General features: G+C 44.4%; 15 protein-coding genes. 13 read left to right on the top strand and 2 right to left on the bottom strand.

The genetic code is table 11. The annotated features are described in order from the left end of the window. Positions 1–20 precede the first annotated feature (20 nt). Together GJV22_RS20700 and GJV22_RS20695 are read right to left on the bottom strand one after the other, a co-directional pair. On the bottom strand, positions 21–977 hold the full coding sequence (locus GJV22_RS20700; RefSeq protein WP_163718262.1) for a GNAT family N-acetyltransferase: 957 nt from the start codon (positions 975–977) through the stop codon (positions 21–23). A gap of 75 nt (positions 978–1052) precedes the next feature. After that, on the bottom strand, positions 1053–1895 hold the full coding sequence (locus GJV22_RS20695; protein WP_163718260.1) for a 1-acyl-sn-glycerol-3-phosphate acyltransferase: 843 nt from the start codon (positions 1893–1895) through the stop codon (positions 1053–1055). A gap of 306 nt (positions 1896–2201) precedes the next feature. Between GJV22_RS20695 and GJV22_RS20690 the strand changes: the two genes are divergently transcribed. From GJV22_RS20690 to ftsZ, 13 genes are all read left to right on the top strand, one after another. Next, positions 2202–2657, top strand: a complete 456-nt coding sequence (locus GJV22_RS20690) for a division/cell wall cluster transcriptional repressor MraZ (RefSeq protein WP_163718258.1) — start codon at positions 2202–2204, stop codon at positions 2655–2657. A gap of 3 nt (positions 2658–2660) precedes the next feature. Then, positions 2661–3563 carry a 16S rRNA (cytosine(1402)-N(4))-methyltransferase RsmH gene (gene rsmH, locus GJV22_RS20685; RefSeq protein ID WP_163718256.1) on the top strand — a complete coding sequence of 301 codons (903 nt, stop codon included), beginning with the start codon at positions 2661–2663 and terminating at the stop codon, positions 3561–3563. Beyond that, positions 3560–3925 (top strand): FtsL-like putative cell division protein, encoded by a 366-nt coding sequence (locus GJV22_RS20680; protein ID WP_163718254.1) that lies wholly within the window; start codon positions 3560–3562, stop codon positions 3923–3925. The genes rsmH and GJV22_RS20680 overlap by 4 nt, the downstream gene beginning before the upstream one ends. Before the next feature lie 66 nt (positions 3926–3991). After that, entirely contained in the window at positions 3992–6124 is a 2133-nt protein-coding gene (locus GJV22_RS20675) for a penicillin-binding protein (RefSeq protein WP_163718251.1), read from the top strand. Position 6125: 1 nt separating this feature from the next. Further along, positions 6126–7577: a UDP-N-acetylmuramoyl-L-alanyl-D-glutamate--2,6-diaminopimelate ligase gene (locus GJV22_RS20670; RefSeq protein ID WP_163718249.1), complete on the top strand. Its 1452-nt coding sequence runs from the start codon at positions 6126–6128 to the stop codon at positions 7575–7577. 40 nt (positions 7578–7617) lie between these two features. Continuing rightward, complete coding sequence (gene mraY, locus GJV22_RS20665) at positions 7618–8868, top strand: phospho-N-acetylmuramoyl-pentapeptide-transferase (protein ID WP_163718247.1); 1251 nt, start codon at positions 7618–7620, stop codon at positions 8866–8868. 3 nt (positions 8869–8871) lie between these two features. Further along, a complete protein-coding gene (gene murD, locus GJV22_RS20660; RefSeq protein ID WP_163718244.1) occupies positions 8872–10209 on the top strand; it encodes a UDP-N-acetylmuramoyl-L-alanine--D-glutamate ligase in 1338 nt (445 codons plus the stop codon). 57 nt (positions 10210–10266) lie between these two features. Then, the gene (locus tag GJV22_RS20655) at positions 10267–11472 is read left to right on the top strand and encodes an FtsW/RodA/SpoVE family cell cycle protein (RefSeq protein WP_163718242.1); all 1206 of its coding nucleotides are present in this window, start codon (positions 10267–10269) and stop codon (positions 11470–11472) included. Positions 11473–11509: 37 nt separating this feature from the next. Then, positions 11510–12607 (top strand): undecaprenyldiphospho-muramoylpentapeptide beta-N-acetylglucosaminyltransferase, encoded by a 1098-nt coding sequence (gene murG, locus GJV22_RS20650; RefSeq protein ID WP_163718240.1) that lies wholly within the window; start codon positions 11510–11512, stop codon positions 12605–12607. Next, complete coding sequence (gene murC, locus GJV22_RS20645) at positions 12607–13992, top strand: UDP-N-acetylmuramate--L-alanine ligase (RefSeq protein WP_163718238.1); 1386 nt, start codon at positions 12607–12609, stop codon at positions 13990–13992. The genes murG and murC overlap by 1 nt, the downstream gene beginning before the upstream one ends. After that, entirely contained in the window at positions 13985–14734 is a 750-nt protein-coding gene (locus tag GJV22_RS20640) for a cell division protein FtsQ/DivIB (RefSeq protein ID WP_163718236.1), read from the top strand. Before murC ends, GJV22_RS20640 begins: the two co-directional genes overlap by 8 nt. A 60-nt stretch (positions 14735–14794) precedes the next feature. Further along, positions 14795–16090 carry a cell division protein FtsA gene (ftsA, locus tag GJV22_RS20635; protein ID WP_163718233.1) on the top strand — a complete coding sequence of 432 codons (1296 nt, stop codon included), beginning with the start codon at positions 14795–14797 and terminating at the stop codon, positions 16088–16090. A 125-nt stretch (positions 16091–16215) separates the two neighbouring features. After that, the gene (gene ftsZ / locus GJV22_RS20630; RefSeq protein WP_163718231.1) at positions 16216–17487 is read left to right on the top strand and encodes a cell division protein FtsZ; all 1272 of its coding nucleotides are present in this window, start codon (positions 16216–16218) and stop codon (positions 17485–17487) included. Positions 17488–17494 lie beyond the last annotated feature (7 nt).

Here is a 17494-nt window from a genome sequence, read left to right as displayed (position 1 = left end):
ATGTCTTGTTTGAATTGGAGTTACTTGATTTCAGGGAAACTGTCGCCTTTGTCTTTGATGTAAGTTTCGATGTGGCGATCGCGTTTTGCGTCGTAAATATCTTTGATAGTTACGATAATTCCGGTTTCTTCCACGTCTCCAAAGTGGTCATTCAGAATCGTTCCGAACGTTTTCATGGAGGGGCTCAAATTCATGTAGGCGTTGATCAGCGGAGGAATGTTTTCTCCCAGTTCGCGAACTTTTTGAGTCAGAATCCGGTAATCCTCGTTGTAAGAACCTCCGTTGAAGATTTGGTTCATTTCGTCCTTGTTCATATCGACTTCCATCGGTTTTTTCGGATAAACTAATTTATCGGCATCGTGGAAATATTTGTCGAAGAAATAGAGGATTAGGTTGCGGGCAGCAATGTTGAAATGCGTATACATCGTTACTTTGCCGAAAAAATATTTCATTTCGGGGTGGTCAACAATCAGAGCGCCCAGTCCATCCCATAGGTTGTCCAGCGCAAACAAAGCCTTAGCTCCGGCTTTACTGGATTGATATGCCGGCTGAACAAAGGAGCGTCCCAGTTCAAGTGTATGCGGCATGTACTCCTTCATGAACTTTTCAGAAAAATGGAATAAACGGGCAGTGGCTAATTTAACCTCTCCGTTTTCATCCAATGGTAGTCCGTCGCATAAGATATAGCGGTAACCGCCAAGTATTTCCTGTGCATCAGGATCCCAAACAATAAGCTGTTTATATGGATCCTTTTGTGTATCGTATTGGTCAATGTCAAGGTCTTTTCCGGTTCCGCCTCCGGCCTCCCTGAAAGTCATCTCGCGTAATCGCCCAATTTCATGCATAAGATTTGGGGAGTCGTGGTAGGTCACCACGTAGATCTCATTGGCACCTTTATTGGTTTTACGTAATAGCTTTTCAGGCGTTAATTCCGCCAGAATCGCGTTTTTCGCGACCGGTGCAGCAATATCCTTCATACTTCGTCTGCTAAATTTTAATGAGTTACAAAGCTAAAAAAAATTATTGAGAATTGGTTTTGGTGCTCTCGCAATTTAAGGCTCGTTCGAAAAGGGTAATGCATATAAAATGCTTCGAACTTCATCGGCCCATTCCTTCTGAGTTTTACTGTTATCGAAAGTTGTATAGGGGATTGGTTTCCCAAAGGTTAGGCAGAATTCACGGCCTTTGTGGCGAAATGTTTCATCCGAAAGGTAGAACATTTCCAAATTCCATTTTATCCCCAATGCTTTTCTGATATTCGAAAAATTATAGAAGAATTTTGAGTTCTGCCCGCTAATATGAACAGGGATAACATCACGTTTATGTTCGATAGATTTTTGAACAAAATGCTTTTTCCAGTCGGTATCGATAATTTTGCCATCAATTTTTCGGCTGGCTAATCCTGCCGGGAAAATTAAAATTTGATTGTCAGACTTGTAGGTTTCCTCTATTGTTTTGGCTGCTTGGCGACTGTGTCCACCGTGTTTGTTTATCGGGACGAAAATGTTTGACAAGGGGGTTATTTTCATTAAAACATCGTTGACGAGGAAACGCAGCTCTCCGGATTTTTTAAATACGTTGCTGATTAACAACAAGGCATCGAAGCCGCCCAGGGGGTGGTTCGCGACAAAGATATATCGCCCTTCGGATGGAACATTGTCCAATCCGATGACTTTTTCGCGAACATTGAAATGTTCAACCGTTCGCTGTGCAAATTCGGCCCCTTGCAGATGACCGTAGTTGGTAATGATTTCGTTGCACTCGTCAATATGGCCTATTTTGTTGATATAGTTGTAAACAAATCCAGGTAAAAGGCGCGCCAGTTTTGGGTTTTTCTCCTTAAAAAGGGCTCTGACGTTGATTGGCTTCAGTTTATTTTCTGGTTGTTCTGACATAGTAAAGCGTATTTAAATCGAAAATAGGAAAATATTTCTGAAGAGTTTATTGGCTACAGGAAACTTGGTCGAAGAAAAGGGGCTAAAAATGAGTTATAAACAGGTGTTGGTAATTTCCAGGGTGTTGTAAGTTGTTGTATTATAGTCTCCATGAGTGGTTTTTCAACATTTTACTTGCCTTTATTAACATTGAATCAACAGAAGTGTTGTATCTTGAAGGTGGAAAAAAGTGACTGAAAGTGACTGAAAGTGGATTTTTGGCTTAGAATTTACTAATTTTACGATTGGAAAATAGGCATTTAGCATATGAACTTCTCAGCAGAAAAAAACGCAACATTTGATGAAAAAGGAAGAGTTGTTCTGCCAGCCGATTACAAAAATGAAATGGGCGGCAGGATTCCCGGTGGCCATATGGCTATCGAACTGGATCCGTATGAGAAGTGTTTGAATGTCTATCCGATGGAAGCCTGGGAGAAACACCTCGCGGAGCTGACCGGAAAACTGAATCGCAATAACAGGGAGCAAAGTCGGCTTCTGGACGCGATTTACCGGAGATTTAAGGTGATACAGGTTCCTGATAGTTGCCGGATGAATTTCCCAAATAATTTTTTGGAAAGAGTGCACATCCAAAAGGATGTAGTCTTCGTGGGTCAGGGTGAGCGGATTCGCCTTTGGGATGCGAAGGAATACGAAGCATATATTGGAACGGATGAAGACTATGCCGAATTGTTTAGTAAACACTTTGGTAATGTGGAGGAATAGAGCGTGGAACAAGTTTATCACATACCGGTTCTGTTGAATGAGAGTATCAATGGACTGAATATTCAAAAGGATGGTGACTATGTCGATGTCACCTTTGGTGGGGGTGGTCACTCCCGCGAGATTCTCAAAAATCTGAACAAGGGGCGTTTATTTGGTTTCGACCAGGACGAGGATGCAGCCGCTAACGCGTTGGATGATGAACGTTTTATTTTCATCCGACACAATTTCAAATACATTCGAAATTTTTTACGCTTCAGCGAAGTCGAGCAGGTCGATGGCATTCTGGCCGATCTCGGAGTTTCTTCTCACGATTTCGATGTCGCGGAGCGTGGGTTCTCGTTTCGTTTTTCGGGTGATTTGGATATGCGGATGAATCGCAATTCGTCGTTAACAGCAGCCGATATCGTGAATACCTATGAAGAGGATCGTCTGTTTCATGTTTTTAAGGATTACGGTGAGGTTGATAACGCCCGTCGCCTGGTGCGTCAAATAATTGCGGCTCGTCAGGCTAAGCCGATTAAGACGATCGATCAGTTTAAAGAGATTGTTGCTCCGTGTGTTCCGAAACGGATCGAAGCAAAATATTTGGCCAAGGTCTTTCAGGCATTACGCATTGAGACAAATGGCGAGCTGGATGTTTTGAGAGAGTTTTTGGAGCAGAGTATGGAATTGTTGAAGCCAGGTGGTCGTCTGGTTGTCATTACTTATCATTCATTGGAAGACCGTTTGGTAAAGAATTTTATCAAAAGTGGAAACTTTGAGGGGAAGCAGGAAAAAGATTTTTACGGGAATGTTTCGTCCAGCCTGCAGGCGGTGAATCGAAAAGTGATTGTGCCGGATGAGGAAGAGATTGAACGGAATCCCAGAGCAAGAAGTGCAAAATTGAGAATTGCAGAAAAATTATGAGCGAAGAAAAAAGCCCACAAGAAAAAGGCAAAAACAAACGTCCGATCCTGAAATCATTTTTAGGAGGCAGTGTTCTGGCCAGCGAAAAAGCGCTGAGTCAGATTCCGTTTGTTCTGTTTGTGGTCTTTCTGTTTATTCTGATTATTGCCAATCGCTATTGGTCAGAAAAGACGCTGACGAAAATGGAAGCTGTTCAGGATTCGATCAAAGAATTGCGGGCTTCATCAATCACATTTGAAACCGAACTGATGCGAATGAACAGACCATCGGAGATAGCCAACAAGGTATATGATAGTGGTTTGGATTTGGTTGAGCCGAAAGAGCCTGCCCGAAAATTGAAAGTAAAGAAACTTGAAAAATAAATAGCCGGTTGTGTGCTTGGCGGAAGCTGGTAGCACAAACGGACAGGAAGTAATTCGGAGAGTTTAATGGAGATCAGGAAATACATAACGCTACGCTTTGGGATCATCTACTTTTTGGCCATGGCGCTCACCGCGGCAATTGTGGTGAAGCTGTTTATGATTCAAAATGTGGATACAGAAAGGTGGGAGCAGATTGCCAAAAATCTGAAAACAAATACTTCTGAAATTCAGGCAAAGCGTGGAAATGTATGTGCCGATGACGGCAGTATTTTGGCTACTTCAATTCCATATTATGAATTGCGATTCGACTGCAAAGCTCCGCGTGTCGTTCGCGAATTTGATGAAAAGAATGACGCCTTTTCGCTCGAAGTGGCCAAGTTTTTTGGGATCTCCAAAAGTCAGTTTCAGCAAAGGCTGAAAAGAGCATACAGGCAAGGTAGTCGCTGGTTTCAAATTTTCCCGGAGAAAGTCAACTATAATCAACTTCAGCAATTCAAACGGCTGGAAATGTTAAAGCGCTCTAATTTTGGAAGCGGCTTGATTGTCGTTGGTGAAAGCGAACGAATCATGCCTCATGGAGATATGGCGAGCCGCACGATCGGTACCTTAAATAAAGGAGCGTTCGGTGGTATTCACGGAAACGTTGGGTATAGTGGTATTGAAGGGTTGATGGAAAGCTACCTGGCGGGAGTCAATGGGCTGGCCATTAAGCGAAACTACTCCGGTCATTGGGTTGATATCCCAATTACCAATCCGGAGGAAGGGAAAGATGTTGTGACAACTATCAACGTGAATTTGCAGGATTTCACTCAAAATGCGTTAATGCGGCAGATGTTGAAGTCGCAAGCAGAGTGGGGGACTGCTGTAGTCATGGAAGTTGCCACCGGTGATGTTAAGGCTATTGCAAACCTGGGGCGCCGGAAGGATGGTACCTATAGCGAAACTTATAATTATGCATTAGGTCACGCGGGGTGCAGTGAGCCTGGTTCTACTTTCAAGCTGGTTTCGTTGATGGTGGCTATGGAAGATGGTTATGTCGATACGACTGATGTCTTTGATACGGGGATTGGACGCTGGGATTATAAAGGACAGACGATTTACGACAGTGATTATGGTCGTGGCGGACATGGAGCGATTAATATGAAAGAGATTTTTGAGTTGTCTTCGAATGTTGGAGTTGCTAAAATTATCACAAAATATTACGAAGGGAAAGAACGCGATTTTATCGATCGGGTATACAACTTCGGATTAAATAAGCCATTGGGTTTAGGTTTTGCCGGAGAAGGCGTACCGTACATTAAATACCCGAGCGATAATGTTTGGTGGGGGCCTTCGTTGGCTTGGATTTCGTACGGCTATGAAATTAAATTAACTCCGCTTCAAACATTAACTTTCTACAACGCTATAGCGAATAACGGTCGTATGGTGAAGCCCCGCTTTGTTAAGGAGGTTCGGGAGAATGGGCTTTTGGTGCGCCAATTCGATACCGAAGTGCTGAATCCTTTAATCTGTTCGAAATCGACATTGGAGAAAGCGAAGTCTATGTTGGAAGGTGTGTGCACCGAAGGAACAGGCCGTTCTCTGAATAACGACTATTTCCCGATTGCCGGAAAAACAGGTACCGCACAGGTGGCCAACGATAATAAAGGGTACACCCAGGGAGGTAAAAAATATCAGGCTTCATTTGCCGGCTATTTTCCCGCTGACGATCCCAAATATTCGATCATTGTTGCCGTTGTGGGGCCTAAAGGATTGTATTATGGCGGTTCGGTTGCCGGCCCGGTTTTTAAAGAAGTCGTTTCAAAAGTATATGCTTCTTTTTTGGATCCGCGCGAAAAAAAGGAGGATCAGTCAGATGAACCGCATATAGCAAAGGACATTCAGCTCGTTGATAACGGATTTAGAGACGATGTGATCGAGACTACTTCTGAGCTAAATCTTGGTGTTGACGAAAAACAGTTGAACGGTGATTTGGTCAATCTTGCGATGCATGACCAGAGTGCTGAGGTAAAAGGGAGCGATTTGCAGGATGGAATTATCCCCAACGTTTTGGGAATGGCCGGAAGCGATGCTTTGTATTTGCTCGAGCGATCGGGTTTGAAAGTTAAAATGAACGGTCTTGGTAAAGTGAGTAAACAATCGATCAAGGCTGGAAATAAGATAAAAAAAGGTCAAACCATTTATTTGACATTAAGTTAAGATGAAAACATTAGAATATATATTGAGTGGAATTGAGCATGAACTGGTTGCCGGTAGTCTTTCGACTCCGGTGAACCAGATTCAGTTTGATTCGAGGAAAGTGAAAGCAGGTGATGTTTTTGTTGCAACAACCGGAACACATGTTGACGGGCACGATTTCATCGCGAAAGCTATTGAGAGTGGAGCAACCGTTGTCATTGCAGAGCGTGCAGATATTGAAGTCGGAGAGGCTTGCTTGGTGACGCTTCCCAATACTGCTGCTGCGTTGGGAGTGTTGGCTGCTAATTTTTATGGAAACCCTTCGCAAAACCTGAAAGTGGTTGGGGTAACCGGAACGAACGGAAAAACAACAATCGCTTCGTTATTGTATAAGTTGTTCATCAAATTGGGCTATAAAGCAGGCTTGATTTCTACGATAAAGTATTACGTCGGTGAAGAAGAATTTCCAGCTACGCACACCACGCCTGATGCCTTGCAAATTCAATCGCTGATGGCGAAGATGGTTGAGGCGGGTTGTGAGTATTGTTTTATGGAAGTGAGTTCTCATGCCATTGATCAGGATCGGATTGCCGGAATCAAGTTTCAGGGAGGAATTTTTACCAACTTGACACATGACCACCTGGATTACCACAAAACATTCCCGGAATACTTGAAAGCGAAGAAGAAGTTTTTCGATAATCTGCCGGCTGAGGCTTTCGCACTAACCAATGCAGACGAGAAGAATGGCCGGGTGATGCTCCAGAATACAAAGGCAGTTCAGAAAGCTTACGGCTTGAAGGGTTTGGCCGATTTTAAATGTAAAGTACTGGAGAAACATTTGGATGGCATGTTGCTAGCCATCGATGGTCGCGAAGTATGGACCCATTTTTCAGGCATCTTCAATGCATATAATCTGATGGCTGTTTATGCTTCGGCCATTCTTTTGGGGGAGGATGTTGAAGATGTTTTGCCACTGATCAGTGAGCTTCTCCCTGTTGCCGGACGCTTCGAGATTTTACGCTCGGCGGATGGTAAATATGCAATCGTCGATTATGCGCATACGCCCGACGCTTTAAAGAATGTATTGAATGGAATCAGCGAAATCCGCACCGGTAACGAACAAGTGATTACGGTTGTGGGTGCCGGAGGCGATCGGGATAAAACCAAGCGTCCGATAATGGCGAAAGAAGCGACATTGCAAAGTGATAAAGTAATTCTAACATCAGATAATCCCAGGACAGAAGTGCCGGAACAGATTATTGCCGACATGGAAGCAGGGGTGGAACCGCACGTGCGCCGCAAGGTGTTGTCAATTGTGAATCGTAAAGAGGCTATCCGCACCGCATGTATGCTGGCCGAGCCAGGCGATATTATTTTGGTCGCTGGCAAGGGACATGAAGACTACCAGGAAATCAATGGGGTGAAATACCATTTCGATGATAAGGAAGTAATTGCGGAGATTTTTAATCAGTAGGGACGAGTAACGAAAGAGCAAATAAAGAAAAATACAGGCTATGTTTAGTTTATTATATGAATGGTTAAAAGGATTTGATATACCGGGGCTCGGGATGTTTCAATACATTTCATTCCGGTCGTCAGCGGCCATCATTACTTCATTGTTTATCACGATGGGTTTTGGTAAAAAACTCATTCGCATGCTTCAAAAGAAACAAATCGGCGAAGAAATTCGTGATTTAGGACTTGAAGGACAATTGCAGAAAAAAGGTACTCCAACCATGGGGGGGATTATTATTTTAACCTCTATTGTGATTCCGACGCTGTTGTTCGCTAAGTTGAATAATATTTATATCGTTTTGATGCTGGTGACCACCGTTTGGTTGGGCCTTATTGGCTTTATCGATGACTATATCAAAGTCTTTTTGAAAGACAAAGAAGGTTTGGCTGGTAAGTTTAAAATTCTGGGACAAGTTAGTTTAGGGATTATTGTGGCTTTAACCTTATATCTGTCGCCTGATGTGGTGGTTCGCGAGAAAGTAAAAAATGCGAAAGGCGATTTTGTGAAAGAAATTGTAGTTGAGAACACGACCGGACAACAATCAGTTCACTTTGTTACGAAGGATGTGAAGTCAACCAAAACAACACTCCCATTTCTGAAAAATCATGAGTTCGATTATAAATGGATTGTCAATTTTATCGGCGAAAAATCGGAGTGGATCCGATGGTTTGTCTATGCTTTTGCAATTATCCTGATTATTACTGCGGTTTCGAATGCGGCTAACCTTACTGATGGAATTGATGGTCTGGCAACAGGAACGTCGGCAATCAGCGGGGTAACGCTGGGTATCTTGGCCTATGTAAGCGGTAACATCATTTATGCCGATTATCTCAACATCATGTACATTCCTCACATTGGTGAATTGACTGTATTTATTGCAGCTTTTATTGGTGCGACAGTCGGTTTCTTGTGGTGGAATTCCTACCCCGCCCAGGTATTTATGGGCGATACAGGAAGTTTGGCTCTTGGCGGAATTTTGGCTGTTTTTGCGATTATCATCCGCAAGGAAATTCTGATTCCGCTTTTGTGCGGCATCTTCCTGCTTGAGAACCTATCGGTGATTATCCAGGTGAGCTACTTTAAATATACCAAAAAGAAATATGGTGAAGGGCAACGTGTCTTTTTGATGAGCCCCATTCACCATCACTTTCAAAAGAAAGGCATTCCGGAAGCTAAGATTGTTACCCGCTTCTGGATTGTGGGAATTGTATTGGCTGTTTTCACGATTGCAACCTTGAAAATGCGCTAATGTATGAAAGGCAGAATTGTCATACTGGGTGCAGGTGAAAGTGGAGTTGGATCGGCTATTCTGGCAAAGAAACAAGGCTTTGATGTTCTGGTGTCTGACGCGGGAACAATCAAGCAAAAATATAAGGACGTTCTTTCAAATTATGCGATTCCTTTTGAAGAAGGGAAACATTCAGAAGACGAAATCCTGAAGGCTAACGAAGTGGTTAAAAGTCCGGGAATACCGGATAAAACTCCTTTGGTGAAAAAGCTGCACGAGCTTGGAATTCCTGTTATTGCCGAAATTGAATTTGCCGGTCGCTATTGCAAGGCAAAAACGATTTGTATTACCGGGAGTAACGGGAAAACAACGACCACGATGCTCACCTACCACCTGCTGCAAAGTGCAGGATTGAACGTGGGACTGGCTGGCAACGTTGGTCAAAGTTTTGCCTGGCAGGTAGCCGAAAAGGATTACGACTATTACGTAATCGAGTTGAGTAGTTTCCAGTTGGATGGGATGTATGAGTTTAAAGCTGATGTTGCGGTTTTGCTGAACATCACTCCTGATCATCTGGATCGCTACGAGTACAACTTTCAGAATTATGTGGACTCAAAATTCCGCATCATTCAAAACCAGACCGAGGCGGACTATTTCATTTACTGGTCCGAAGATCCGGTCATTCAGGAAGAATTGAAGAAAAGGAACATTCCGGCAACCTGTTTGCCTTTCGGTTTAGCCGAAGTGCCAGAGCAAGGCGCCGGAGTCAACGATAATGAGCTAACGATAAATTGGAATAAAAACACATTCAGTATGTCCATATTTGATATTGCATTGCAGGGAAAACACAACACCTATAATTCCATGGCAGCAGGGCTGGCAGGTTCGGTGTTGAACATTAGAAATGAGAAAATCAGAGAGAGTTTGTCTGATTTTAGAGGGGTTGAGCACCGATTGGAGCGTTTCCTAAAAGTACACGGCATTGAGTTTATCAACGACTCGAAAGCGACCAATGTGAATTCAAGCTGGTACGCTTTGGAGAGCATCAACAGACCAGTTGTCTGGATTGTAGGTGGAGTTGACAAGGGAAATAATTACAAAGAACTGGAGTCGTTGGTTCGCGAAAAAGTGAAGGCAATTGTTTGCCTGGGAACAGACAACAAAAAAATCGTTGACTTTTTTAGTGGGATTGTTCCGGATATCGTTGAAACGAACAATATCAAGGATGCTGTTCGGGCTTCCTATTATTTGGCTAAAGACGGCGAAGTGGTCTTACTTTCACCTGCTTGTGCCAGTTTCGATTTATTTGAAAGCTACGAAGATCGCGGTCGGCAGTTTAAAATGGCGGTTCGCGAATTGTAATTCCCTGTTTTGTGTTTTTTTGTAGAATAACTGAAGTCAGAAAGAAATTTGTAGAGAATGAAATTGACGCTTGGAAATATTATTAAAGGAGACCGGATACTTTGGGTAGTCCTGTTTTTCCTGTCGCTGGCTTCAATACTGATTGTGTACAGTGCCACCGGACGTTTGGCCTATCGCGAAGCGGGAGGTTTTACGGCTCATTACCTCATTCGGCACACCATTTTTATTACGGCGGGATTCTTTATTATGGCCTTTTTGGTCAATGTAGTCCCGGTGAAATTTTATTCCCTGATTGCTCCGACAGCACTGATATTTACGATTGGCTTATTAATATTGGCGCTCATTCAATATAAACTGACGGGGAAAGCCACCCCGCGTTCGCTCGATTTGAAATTTATCAGCTTCCAGCCTGCAGAGCTCGCCAAATTGTCCTTAGTGATGTTTGGTGCTAAAATGCTGGCCAGTAGGCAAAAATCAGAAAAAGAATTGAGAACGGCCTTTTTCTGGGTGTTGGGTGCCAGTGTCATTGTCTGCGGCATTATTTCGATCGGTAATATTTCGACAGCTGCCGTTATTTTCATGGGAATGATGGGCTTGATGTTCGTCGGTCGTATTCCTTTTAAATTTATGGGCCTGACTGCATTGGCAGGCATCCTAATGGCGCTGATGATGTATTTTATGGCTCCGTATATGCCACACTCTTTTGGTCGTTTACAAACCTTTAAGCAACGGATTGATGATCACCTGTTTGGTGATGAAGATGCTGAAGAAGGAACCACGCAGGCCGATTTTGCCAAGTTGGCCATTTTTGAAGGTGGGATGATTGGAAAGGGCCCTGGCGGTAGCGATGTGAGTAACTATATGGAGGCAGGCTACAACGACTTTATTTACGCCATTTTTGTTGAAGAATACGGAATTGTAGGAGGTATTGCAATTGTATTATTGTATCTCATTTTCCTGTTTCGGGGCGTGGCAATTGTGAGGGCAAGTTCCCGGACATTCCCCGCGTTTCTGGCGACAGGCATTGTACTGATATATACCATTCAGGCTTTTGTGAATATGTCGGTGTCAACCGGAATTGTTCCGGTAACCGGCCAACCGCTCCCCTGGATTAGTATGGGGGGAACATCGATGATCTTCACGGCGGCGGGTTTTGGGCTGATTCTTTCGGTGAGTTACTTAAATAAGAAAAACAGCAAAGCCGAGCAAGCCGAACAGCCGGTGGTTGTAACCGTTCCGGATGAAGATCAGGAACTGAAATAGAACAAAAAGAATTGTAAAAAATAGAAACTGGTAAACCATGAAACTAAAAGTAGTCATAAGCGGAGGAGGAACAGGAGGGCATATTTTCCCGGCCTTATCCATTGCCAATGAGCTAAAACAAACGGTTCCTGATGTGGAAATTCTGTTTGTTGGTGCGCTCGGCAAAATGGAGATGGAACGTGTTCCGGCTGCAGGTTACCCGATTGTTGGTTTACCGGTCATGGGCTTGCCACGAAAAGCATCGCTGCGGCTATTTAAGTTTTTGTGGATGCTTTTTAAAAGCATGCAAAAAGCCCGTAAGGTGATTAAAGACTTTCAGCCTGATGTGGCTATTGGTGTTGGTGGTTTTGCCAGCGGTCCGGTATTGAAGGCTGCAGTTCGGGCTGGTGTTCCGGCAATTTTGCAGGAGCAGAATTCATATGCCGGCGTAACCAATAAACTGCTGTCGGCAAAGGTTCGCAAAATTTGTGTGGCCTATCCGAATATGGAGCGCTACTTCCCGGCAGAAAAGTTAGTGGTGACCGGTAATCCGGTCCGCCAGAATTTGTTACAGCCGGTTGATCGCTCGAAAGCTTTGCAAGCGTACAATTTGAGCGGCGACAAGCCAATTGTATTCGTTGTTGGCGGAAGTTTGGGAGCCCGAAGCCTGAATGAAAGTGTCATGGCAAACCTCGATTACATTGCAAAAAGCGATGTTCAGGTCGTGTGGCAAACCGGTAAAATTTATTACCGCGAAATGTTGGAGCGCTTGAACGGCAAACAACCGGCAAACTTGCAGGCTTTGGAGTTTTTAACCGATATGGATTTAGCTTACAAAGCTGCTGATTTAGTGATTTCAAGAGCGGGAGCCGGCACAATTTCAGAGCTCTGTTTGCTTGGGAAGCCCTCGGTATTGATGCCTTCGCCTAATGTTGCTGAAGACCATCAAACTAAAAATGCGATGGCTTTGGTTGAGCAAAACGCAGCTGTGTTGGTTAAAGATGCCGATGGCCCGGAAAGGCTTTTCAAAGAAGCTTTCCAATTGGTCAGCGACAAAGATAAGCTGGCAAGCCTGGCAAAGAACAGTAAGAAACTGGCTAAGCCAAATGCGACGGCCGAAATTGTACAGGTCATTTTAAATGAAGTAAAGAAATAATGAGAGGCTTGAACGACATAACGCAAGTTTATTTCCTGGGAATCGGAGGGATTGGGATGAGCGCACTGGCACGCTGGTTTAAGCACGCTGGTTTTGCTGTCTCCGGATACGACCGAACAGAGACCGATCTGACCAAAGAACTGGTGGCAGAAGGTATTGCTGTACATTATACTGATGAACCGGGAATGGTTGCAACAAGCTTAGATAAAAATACATGTTTGGTGGTGCTGACGCCTGCCGTACCTGCCGACTTAGCTGAACGTATTTTTCTGGAGCAAAACGGGTTCACGATCAAAAAACGTTCTTATGTATTGGGGATGATCTGTGATGAAGGCCGAACTTGCGCCGTTGCCGGTACACATGGCAAAACAACCGTGTCGACGATGACTGCCCACATCCTGAAAAGTTCGCGTTTGGATTGCAGCGCTTTTCTGGGAGGCATTTCAAAGAATTATCAAACGAACTTACTGTTGTCGGCTGACAGCAATTGGATGGTGGCCGAAGCGGATGAATTTGATCGCTCGTTCCTCCAACTTCACCCTGATTATGCCGCGATAACCTCCATGGATGCCGATCACCTGGATATCTATGGAGATCATGCAGCCATCGTAACTTCTTTCCGCGAGTTTGTAGGGCAGGTAAAAGCGGGCGGAGCTGTTGTTGTAAAGAAAGGGCTGGCGATCCGTCAGGAACAGAATCAGGCCATTTCGCATTTTAGTTATTCGTTGAATGAACAGGCTGATTTTTGCGCACTCAATATTCAGTTGAAAGACGAGGCCTATCATTTTGACCTCAGACATCCGAACGGACTGATTGAGGATATGCAGTTGAATTATCCGGGTTTGCTGAATGTTGAGAATGTGATAGCGGCATCGGCATTGGCCTTGTTGTCCGGTGTTTCAGAAGAAGAAGTGAAAGCTGCAGTAGCGACTTATCAAGGTGTGAAACGCCGTTTTGATATCCGTTTCCGCAGTAACGAATATATTTTGATTGATGATTACGCACATCATCCCGCAGAATTAAAAGCAACGATTAGCTCCGTAAAGGCGATGTTTGCGGGGCGCCGGGTGACCGGAATCTTCCAGCCGCATCTGTTTAGTCGGACCAAGGATTTTGCGACTGAGTTTGCGCAGGAGCTAAGTCAGCTGGACGAATTGTTTCTGCTGGATATTTATCCGGCTCGTGAGCTGCCAATTCCGGGAGTGGATTCGAAGCTGGTATTCGATCAGGTGCAGTTGAAGAATAAACAGCTGGTCGCAAAGGCAGACTTATTGACCAGAACTGACGAGCTAAAACCGGGCGTTATCCTGATGATGGGAGCCGGTGATATTGATTTGTTAGTTGAGCGAGTTTCAACCTTTTTAAAACAAAAGGCAAATGGTTAAAGGACTTCTAAAAATAGCGGGAATCGTGCTGGCGGGAATCGTTGTGATTTTCACCCTGGCTTTTTCGTCGGGTAGCTTATCGAAGGTGAAATGCGATGAGCTAACTGTTGTCATTCCCGATGATTCGCCTCGATTTATTGATGAAGCAGAAGTGACACGTTTGGTGAAAAAGGCCGATCCGAAATTGTTTGAAAAGAAACTTGATGCGATTAATGCCAATTCGCTGGAATTGAAACTTGGGAAAACACCGGCAATCAAAAAGGTGGAGGTTTATCGCCACATTTCGGGTGACAGGATGGATTTTAAAGGCCACCTGATCGTGGAAGTGTTTCAGCGTGAACCCCTGTTGCGGGTGTTAAGTGGCAACGAGGATTACTATATGGATGAGGCAGGCGTTCGGATCCCTGCCAATCCTGCATTTACCGCTCATGTGATGTTGATAAGCGGAAAAGCGGAAGAAAAATTCGTGCGTGAGCAATTAATTCCGCTAGTAACATATATTGAAAGTGATAATTTTTGGAATGCGCAAATTAAACAGATTGAGGTGAATTCATCGGGCGAACTGGTTATGGTTCCGTTGGTGGGTGAACAGTTGATCGAGTTTGGAGAGCCTGTCAGTTATCGGGAGAAATTCCGGAATTTGAGAGCATTGTACGAGCAGGCATTCAATGAGTTTGGATGGGATAAATACAAGAGAATTAGTTTGAAATATAAAGATCAGGTGGTTTGCACGCGAAGGTAAACAGCCCGGATTGATTTTGTTTGAATTCGAGAAAAAGGAAGAAGACTAAATATAAAGCTTATGGCCAAGAGCAAAAAAATAGTAGCAGCAGTCGATGTCGGCACAACAAAAATTGTTGTAGTTGCCGGAGAGTTGAATGCTGAAGGCAAGGTTGAAATTCTGGGAATTGGAACCTCATCCTCTGCCGGTGTTAGACGTGGTGTGGTTTTGAACATTGAGGAAGTTTCGCGGGCGATTGATGTCGCGCTTCGGCAAGCAGAAGAGCACATTGGCACCGAGATCGAAGATGTTTATGTGAATATCGTTGGGCAGCAATTGAAGACTTTCACCTTGAAAGCTGAAAAGTACATCGACAAAGATCAGTTGGTGTCGGAGGCTGATGTTCAATTTCTGATTGAGAAAGTGAAGAAGGCCGAACTGCCTGCCGGCTACAAAATTTACCATGCCGAACCACAACTTTATCAGGTTGATCAGGAAGGAGAATGTTCGGATCCTGTCGGTATGAAAGCTGAACACCTGGAGGTCGAGTTTAAACTGTTGGTCGCTCCCGAATCCTATGAGGAAAATCTGAGACTGGGGCTCGAGCAAACAGGCATTAAGGTGAAACGGGCGATCATTGATCCGCTGGCTTCTTCCGAAATCATCTTAACGGAGGAAGAAAAAGAAACCGGAGTTATTTTGTTGGATATCGGCGGAGGCACCACGAAATTGGCCATTTTTCATGAAGGTGTGTTGCGCTATTCTTCTTTAATTCCTTTTGGCGGAAATGTGCTGACTCACGATATCAAAGAAGGTTGCTCGATCATTCTTCGTCAGGCAGAATCTCTGAAAACACAGTTCGGACAAGCTATGGGGAACTTCGCACCCGAAGATAAAGTGGTGACGATCCCCTCGCCATCCGGTTGGGAGCCGAAAGAAATCAGTTTCCGAAACCTGGCATATATTATTCAGGCCCGTTTGGAAGAGATTATTGAAAGCATCAACTTCCACATTGAGAAATCGGGATTTGGCGATCGTATTGGCGCCGGAATTGTGTTGACTGGCGGAACGGCATTGCTGCCGAATCTGAATCAGCTGCTGAAATATCAAACAGGGATGGATGTCCGAATCGGGATTCCACGCATAAAAACTGAAAAGCCATGGAAAGGCTTGGAAGATCCCCGTTTTGCAACGGTTTTAGGCTTGCTGCAAATTGGTCTGAAAGAAGAGTTTGGCGACACTAAAAAGGACACGGCAAAGAAGAAAGTGTCGAAACCGAAGTCAAATTCCTTTGGATTCCTGAAAACGATGAAAGAAGGAGTTGCCCGCCAAATGGATATGTTTTTCAATGACGAGCAAGGAATTGAAATGAAATAAGAAACGAAAAGTCTGCCGGTGAAAGGCAGATCGCTACTATAATTTAAGGTATTAAGTTCATATCGAATGAATAGATTTTTAAACGGTTCGTGTTTGTAATTTAACTTCTAAAAAAATCCTCGCTTATGATTGAGGACCTAATTGATTTTGGTTTAAAAAAGGCGCAGTCGTCGATCATCAAGGTGCTTGGTGCCGGTGGTGCCGGCTGCAATGCCGTCAATCACATGTTTACAGAAGGTATTCATGGGGTTGATTTTGTCATTTGTAATACCGATGCACAAGCCATGATTCACAGTCCGGTTCCCGTGAAAATTCAGTTGGGCGTTACCCTGACTGAAGGACGTGGCGCCGGAAACCAACCGGATCATGGGCGTCAGGCTGCCATTGAAAACCTGGATGATATCCGCAATGTACTCGACGGGAATACAAAGATGCTCTTTATAACCGCTGGCATGGGTGGTGGAACCGGTACCGGGGCTGCTCCTGTTATTGCTTCGCTGGCTCGTGAACTCGGAATCCTGACCATCGCTGTGGTCACCGTTCCTTCTCCGTCAGAAGGGAAACGGCGGTTCGAGCAGGCAAAGGAAGGCGTTGAGCAGATGAAGCAATATGTGGATAGCATGTTGGTGATCAGCAATGACAAACTACACCGGATCTATGGTGATCTTCCGGCTTCCAAAGCGTTTAAGAAAGCGGACGATGTGATTACGGCGGCCGTAAAAGGGGTGGCCGAAATCATTACTGTTCACGGTCAGATCAACATCGACTTTGCCGATGTGCATACGGTTATGGCCAATAGTGAGGTGTTCATTATGGGAACCGGCTATGCAGAAGGGGAAGGCCGTGCCATGAAAGCCGTGCTGGAAGCTCTTGAGTCTCCTTTGTTAGACAGCAATGATATCAGCGGAACGAAGGACATTCTGCTCAATATTATTTCCGGCGACGAAGAAATTACAATGGGGGAGATTGGCGATATCATCGAATTCCTTCAGGAGAAAGCCGGTCAGGATGCCAATATTATTTGGGGGAACGGAAAGGACAGCAAATTGGGATCGCGGGTAAGCGTAACCATTGCCGCAACCCGTTTCGATAGAAATCCCAGTGAGTTGTTACAGGAAGAACTGCCGATCGAGAAACTACAGCTTGATACCGAAGACATACTGGATATTAATCTGGAAGAAGAAACCTACGAAGGGACCGTTTTTGAAATGCGGGAAGAGCGACGACCTCAGGCCCACCGAAATTCACCAAAAAGGGCCGGAACAACTAACCGGAAGAAAAATTCAACCGGGGAACTGGTAAAAGAGAAAGCGGAGGCAAATACGGATAACTGGTTTATGCGACAGTTCAACCGCTTATTTGATGATCAGGATGAATCAATGACAGAAAACAATTAAGAAAAGC

It is taken from the genome of Mangrovibacterium lignilyticum, from assembly GCF_010882175.1.
In the GTDB taxonomy this organism is placed as follows: Bacteria; Bacteroidota; Bacteroidia; order Bacteroidales; family Prolixibacteraceae; genus Mangrovibacterium; species Mangrovibacterium lignilyticum.
This window is presented reverse-complemented; position numbering and strand designations above follow the sequence as displayed.

Bases quoted from the DNA above. Each gene is read 5' to 3' on its own strand.
- mraY (WP_163718247.1), top strand. From the start codon at position 7,618: ATGTTTAGTTTATTATATGAATGGTTAAAAGGATTTGATATACCGGGG.
- murD (WP_163718244.1), top strand. From the start codon at position 8,872: ATGAAAGGCAGAATTGTCATACTGGGTGCAGGTGAAAGTGGAGTTGGA.
- GJV22_RS20680 (WP_163718254.1), top strand. From the start codon at position 3,560: ATGAGCGAAGAAAAAAGCCCACAAGAAAAAGGCAAAAACAAACGTCCG.
- GJV22_RS20700 (WP_163718262.1), bottom strand. From the start codon at position 977: ATGAAGGATATTGCTGCACCGGTCGCGAAAAACGCGATTCTGGCGGAA.
- ftsZ (WP_163718231.1), top strand. From the start codon at position 16,216: ATGATTGAGGACCTAATTGATTTTGGTTTAAAAAAGGCGCAGTCGTCG.
- murG (WP_163718240.1), top strand. From the start codon at position 11,510: ATGAAACTAAAAGTAGTCATAAGCGGAGGAGGAACAGGAGGGCATATT.
- GJV22_RS20655 (WP_163718242.1), top strand. From the start codon at position 10,267: ATGAAATTGACGCTTGGAAATATTATTAAAGGAGACCGGATACTTTGG.
- murC (WP_163718238.1), top strand. From the start codon at position 12,607: ATGAGAGGCTTGAACGACATAACGCAAGTTTATTTCCTGGGAATCGGA.
- GJV22_RS20670 (WP_163718249.1), top strand. From the start codon at position 6,126: ATGAAAACATTAGAATATATATTGAGTGGAATTGAGCATGAACTGGTT.
- ftsA (WP_163718233.1), top strand. From the start codon at position 14,795: ATGGCCAAGAGCAAAAAAATAGTAGCAGCAGTCGATGTCGGCACAACA.
- GJV22_RS20690 (WP_163718258.1), top strand. From the start codon at position 2,202: ATGAACTTCTCAGCAGAAAAAAACGCAACATTTGATGAAAAAGGAAGA.
- GJV22_RS20675 (WP_163718251.1), top strand. From the start codon at position 3,992: ATGGAGATCAGGAAATACATAACGCTACGCTTTGGGATCATCTACTTT.
- GJV22_RS20695 (WP_163718260.1), bottom strand. From the start codon at position 1,895: ATGTCAGAACAACCAGAAAATAAACTGAAGCCAATCAACGTCAGAGCC.
- GJV22_RS20640 (WP_163718236.1), top strand. From the start codon at position 13,985: ATGGTTAAAGGACTTCTAAAAATAGCGGGAATCGTGCTGGCGGGAATC.